The organism is Chitinophaga sp. (genome assembly GCF_035564935.1).
Lineage (GTDB): Bacteria > Bacteroidota > Bacteroidia > Chitinophagales > Chitinophagaceae > Chitinophaga.
On record NZ_DATMTE010001001.1, the window covers coordinates 1 to 5314 of the forward strand.

Annotated in this window: 4 protein-coding genes; 1 reads left to right on the forward strand and 3 read right to left on the reverse strand. The window is 47.1% G+C overall.

Annotation, left to right across the window (positions count from 1 at the left end; genetic code table 11):
* Positions 1–1456 (reverse strand): DUF3857 domain-containing transglutaminase family protein (locus VN105_RS25930; RefSeq protein ID WP_325645714.1); only part of this gene is annotated, 1456 nt, incomplete at its 3' end.
* A 3-nt stretch (positions 1457–1459) separates the two neighbouring features.
* Positions 1460–3490: a DUF3857 domain-containing protein gene (locus VN105_RS25935; RefSeq protein ID WP_325645716.1), complete on the reverse strand. Its 2031-nt coding sequence runs from the start codon at positions 3488–3490 to the stop codon at positions 1460–1462.
* A 52-nt stretch (positions 3491–3542) separates the two neighbouring features.
* On the opposite strand from VN105_RS25935, the gene queG reads away from it, so the two are divergent.
* Complete coding sequence (gene queG / locus VN105_RS25940) at positions 3543–4457, forward strand: tRNA epoxyqueuosine(34) reductase QueG (protein ID WP_325645718.1); 915 nt, start codon at positions 3543–3545, stop codon at positions 4455–4457.
* Here the strand turns inward: queG and VN105_RS25945 are convergent.
* Complete coding sequence (locus VN105_RS25945; RefSeq protein ID WP_325645720.1) at positions 4454–5254, reverse strand: DUF4350 domain-containing protein; 801 nt, start codon at positions 5252–5254, stop codon at positions 4454–4456. The two genes, queG and VN105_RS25945, sit on opposite strands and share 4 nt — an antisense overlap.
* Positions 5255–5314: the final 60 nt, after the last annotated feature.

Below are 5314 nucleotides of genomic sequence, written 5' to 3' on the forward strand. Positions count from 1 at the left end.
AACTGGAAAGATCCAATCCTTCCCGCAGTTCTTCAAGTTGTTTTTCCCGGCTCATTGAATGCAGGTTATCGCGCAGATCATCCTGCTGGAGTCCGCTGTAAACGGTAGTAGACTTAATATCAATATTCCCCGCACTATCGACAACAGCATCCACATAGCGCACCTGCCCGTTACAGTCCATACCATACGCCGGTGTGTGGATCAATTTGCTGTTCTCTGCATCCACCAGTAATACCGGCCTGTCGTCGGTAAAGTATCCCAGATAACCCGCAGACACCGTATTACTTGTACACTCCAGCCAGGTGGTATCTTTTGCACCCGGCACACAAAGGATAACGTGATTGAATTGCGAGGACGGGAAATCTTCGCGCAAGGTATGCTCTCCTCCTCCTGCCTTTACGAGTACACAGTTTGATTTAATCCCTGCTTCTTTCAACAATGCCATCATATAATTCGACAATGCCTTGCAATCGCCGTAACCATTAACAGCCACAGATGTTGCATCAAAAGTTTGCCATCCTCCTATGCCGAGCTGGATACTGATGTAGCGATAATTCCTCTGCAGAAACTTATACAATACCCTGATCTTTTCCTCACGGCTGCTAACACCATTCGTCAGTTCATGTACTTTTGCTTTGATATTATCCGGCAGTACATCCCTGCCTTCATTGAGCTTATAGTTAAAGTTCCCGTAATCCTTCCAGGTGGTCATTTTACCTTTATAATCCCCGTATTCGAAATCTGTGGGCGCCAGAAAAACGCTGGGGGTACGCTGGTAAAATTCCACTGCATTAATTTCGTATTTCAGAGCGGGTAACTGATTAACCTCCCAGGTAATACGCTTATTCCCTTTATCAGAGGTAATTACAGGCTTACCATCATAGAGATAACTACTATAACGCAGCTCATAATTTTCCGGGTAAATAACTGTTAAACGGCCTTTTTCCACGGTAGTAAAAAAACTGCTCTGTGGCTGCCACCTGGGTATCAACGCCGTTGTTTTGATTCGTACCTCTGTCTCATATTCCACCGTATGCGGATACACGTTATAATGAAACTGATGCAGCTTTACGCGGTCATCCGACATCAGGCTGCCTCCCATAACGCTTACATCGCGTATATCGCTTTGCTTCAACCGCTTCAGTAACTTACCATCAGCATCATATAACGCTCCACTGATGGAACGGATCTCTCTCAGCTTATCGTAGTATGTTTCAAGGCTCATTTGCTCTGCACCTGCTTCATCCAGCACTGTAGCCACCGTATGTGTAATAAAACGGACATCAGAGAGATCATTTATCTTCACCGTCATCTCATCTATCCTTTTTACAAGGTGCGCATTCTTCTTCAGCGAATCAGGAATGGTACCTGCCGGGTAAACCGGATCACCGGCCCATGCGGCTTGCGATACAGCCACCAGGAACAGCAGGATACTTAATGTTAACCGCTTGCACATATCTTACTTTTTCTTTTTTAAAACAACCTGTTCTGCTTCCTTCTTTACCACCAGGTCATAAAAATCGCGCAGCGTGGCATATTCTTCAGGGGCAAAATTGGCTTTGTTTAATTTTACACGGCAACGCAGCTGTACATGGTTATCCGTTTGCTGGATAAGATACTGGAACAGGCCCTCATTTTCATTATAATTCGCCATAGCTGATTTAGGTATTTCATCAACCACATATCCCTCGGGCACATCCAGGTTAAAGGAATATATTTCATCATACACGCTGTTCATCTCCACGGGAAATTTACGCTCCATTGCTTTAAAAGGATTGCTTTTGTAGGCCTCAGACAGGAGCGGGTTAATGTAGATCATGTCCTCTTCGCCTACCTGCATTTTGAAATCATATTTTACCATCACAGGCAATTCCAGTTCCTTCAGATCCTCTATCGATTTATTATCCAACTCTATATCACCGGTATATGATTTTGTTACCTGCTTAAAAAATTCCTCCGTATTACCGTCTTTTACTTTTGTTCTTATTTTATAAGAATCGAGATAGGTAGGCCGTTGCATGAAAGTTCCTGCCATCATGCCATTTTCTATCTTTCCAAGTATAACGCTGGTAAACTGCTGTTCCTTCAGAGAGTCGGCCCCCAGTATTACCGGCGTGGCAAAATCGTCCAGCGACCGCGCGGCGCCATTATAACATTCGCCCGGTAATTTCCCGAAGCCCATCAGGGGCCTTGAGGCATCCAGTTTAATATATTCCTCTCCAAGGTTCACACCGGCAATCACATAATTGAAGTGTGTATATAAAGGATAGAATTGGTATACATACCCGTTATCGCGGGTACTCAGCAACAGTGGAGAGGCAAACAGGCCTGCTTTTTTCAGCATAGCCACCAGCAACATGTTGATGTCGGACACGTTCCCGTTCTTTGAATTAAAAACGGTTTTAAGCGACTTGTCCATCCACAGCGCACTGTAATCCGTGCAGGTAAAATTATCCCGTACCCAGGTAAAGATCTTCTGTACTTTTTCCTTATCCGTTTTGGCGTCCTTTACCAGTTCTGCCACCTGGTCGGAAAGGAAACCATTGTTGCCGTTCAATACACCACCCAGGTCTTCGTCCTTCATCAGGTCTTTCATCAATTCCTCCCAGGTGCTTTGCACCGGCTTGCGGGGCTCTCCCGGCCAGTTGTAGGCCGATAACTGAAATTCTACCCGGTTGATGTAGTTATCGATGGTAGTAATGTGACTTTCTTCGTTAATAGGCGGCACATCTTTCAATGCCCATTTATAAGTAGTAACAGAAGGCGTTACCGTTACCAGGTTGGATGGGCCGGAGGCTCCGGCCGATTCATTACGGAAGGTAAAAGTGGAGCGGGAAAATGTTTTTGTTTTCACCACGTATGGCTCATATCCCTGTGGGATCAGCATATAGTCGAAATACTCAGGAATTGAAACACTGTATTCGCTCCACAGGCAGGGATACTGCCCCTGGAAACTCCAGGCGCGCAGGTGCCGGTAGTAGGGCGATGATACCGAGTACGTGTATTCAATAATAGTTCCTTCCTTTACTGCGGGCAGGGTAAACTTCTTTATCAGCAGGTTCTTATCCTGTTTATCATTGAATACGTTTTTGCTTTCCATCCTCGTTTCCACTATTTCCCCGTTTTCAAGATTATAGGAAGCTGCTTTCAGGTTCAGCAGTTTTTCTTCCGATGTGCCTGATTTGTAGATGGGTACCCGGACAGTGGCTACATCATAACCGCTTTTGTCCATCACTTTAATACGGCAGTGTATCTTAAACACCAAACGCAGATCGTTTCCATCCGACTCAAAAATGGAGGAACCGATCTCAGACAGGACGATGGCGTGTGCGCCGGTATCCTTCTCTGATCTTTTTACAGCAAATTCTTCTTTGGAAACCTTGCCAAATTTCATTTTACTTCCGTCCTGGGCAAAGGTGGACAGGGCGAACAAACAGCTGGCAATGGGAGCCAGCAAAACAAAGGTATAGCGCATACAGTTAACGGGCATATGGGATATATATGCCAGGCTAAGATATAAATAATATGCTAATTTTGCCCGGATGACCCATACTTTATTCATAAAAGAGCTGGCCAGGGAGCTAGGATTTGACTATTGCGGCATTGCCAAAGCAGAGCAGCTGGACGACGATGCCCGCCGGCTGGAAGCATGGCTGAATAAAGGTATGCATGGCACCATGCAGTATATGGAAAATCATTTCGACAAAAGAATAGATCCGCGTAAACTGGTAGACGGCGCCAGGTCGGTGATCACCCTGCTGTTTAATTACTTCCCGTCTGAACAGCAACGCCCCGATGCCCCGCGCATTTCCAAATATGCTTATGGTCAGGATTATCATGAAGTGATCCGGGCGCGACTGAAAACGATGCTGCTGCGGATGCAGGAACATATCGGCCCCGTGCAGGGCCGGGGATTTGTAGATTCCGCCCCCGTACTGGAGCGGGCCTGGGCCACCCGTAGCGGGTTAGGCTGGATTGGTAAAAACGGGAACCTGATCCATAAACAGGCAGGCTCCTTTTTCTTCATTGCCACGCTGATCACCGATATTGAACTGGAATACGATGGGCCTGTGGCCGATTACTGCGGCTCCTGTACCCGCTGCCTGGATGCCTGTCCTACCGGGGCGTTGGTAGCCCCCGGCGTAGTGGATGGCAGCAAGTGTATTTCCTATTTTACCATAGAACTGAAAGAACAGCTGATCCCCGATAAAATGAAGGGGCAATTTGATAACTGGATGTTCGGCTGTGATACCTGCCAGGATGTGTGCCCCTGGAACCGGTTCTCCAAAGCCAACCGGGAAGCGGCGTTTACGCCGGTGCCAGCCATCCTTAATTTTTCTACCCGCGACTGGGAAGAGCTGACAGAAGAAGCCTTTAAAAACATCTTCCGTCATTCCCCCCTGAAACGCAGTAAGTTTGACGGTATCCGGAGAAATATCAATTTCCTGAACAGTTAACGGCTGGCGGCTTTCATCAGCCATTGGGCCAGGTCTGTTGCGGCTTCATAGTTTTGGAAAGATGCCGGCAGCTTCTTTCCATCCACATATTCGTTATAAAACCAGGGGTCGCCAACAGCAAATACCTTCCCCTTTCCTACTTCCGCCACCGCCATGATCACATGGTCGCCATCCTTATAAACCGCCCGTGCAGGCGCTTTCAGGGTTAAAGTAGACAGCTCCTTGATATACACTTTCCGCCCTGGCGAAAATATTTCATGTCCCGCAGGGATATGAAAGGTGCCCTGTTCCCAGTTTTTGCCCTGTACCCGGTTGCGGCTGTCGCCGTTAAAATGGATACCAAACTTTTCGCTCAGCCGGTTAAAGTGGGCAAACTCGGCATTGGCCGAATCATTTTCCAGCAATACCAGCACCCCGCCTGCCTTTACCCAGTTATAAACGGCACGGGCATCTTTTTCGTTCATATAGTTAGGCCGTGGCGATTCTTTTTCCGCATCGGGGTCAATAATTATATAGATACCGGTGTTTTCCAGGTTGGCAGCCGTGGGCGCCGTTAACAGGCTGTCTTTTTTTACCCCCAGGGAATCAAAAATATGCCCCCAAAGCGACATGCCGCCATTATCAGACTCTCCCCAGATGTAATGCCATCTTTCCGTGTTACCGGCTTTATCCTTCCTGACCTCGTTGTTGTAATAGTAATCGAGCGTAACGGTGCCACCTTTTGCAGGCGGTTGCTGCGCAAAGGCGGTGGTTCCCGCTCCGGCTAACAGCATCATACATAAAGTAATACGTTTCATGGATTTTCAGATTGGCGAAAAAAGTACTCAATAATCTTTAAAGATTATAGCCCGTTCACC

Bases quoted from the DNA above. Each gene is read 5' to 3' on its own strand.
- VN105_RS25935 (WP_325645716.1), bottom strand. From the start codon at position 3,490: ATGCCCGTTAACTGTATGCGCTATACCTTTGTTTTGCTGGCTCCCATT.
- queG (WP_325645718.1), top strand. From the start codon at position 3,543: ATGACCCATACTTTATTCATAAAAGAGCTGGCCAGGGAGCTAGGATTT.
- VN105_RS25945 (WP_325645720.1), bottom strand. From the start codon at position 5,254: ATGAAACGTATTACTTTATGTATGATGCTGTTAGCCGGAGCGGGAACC.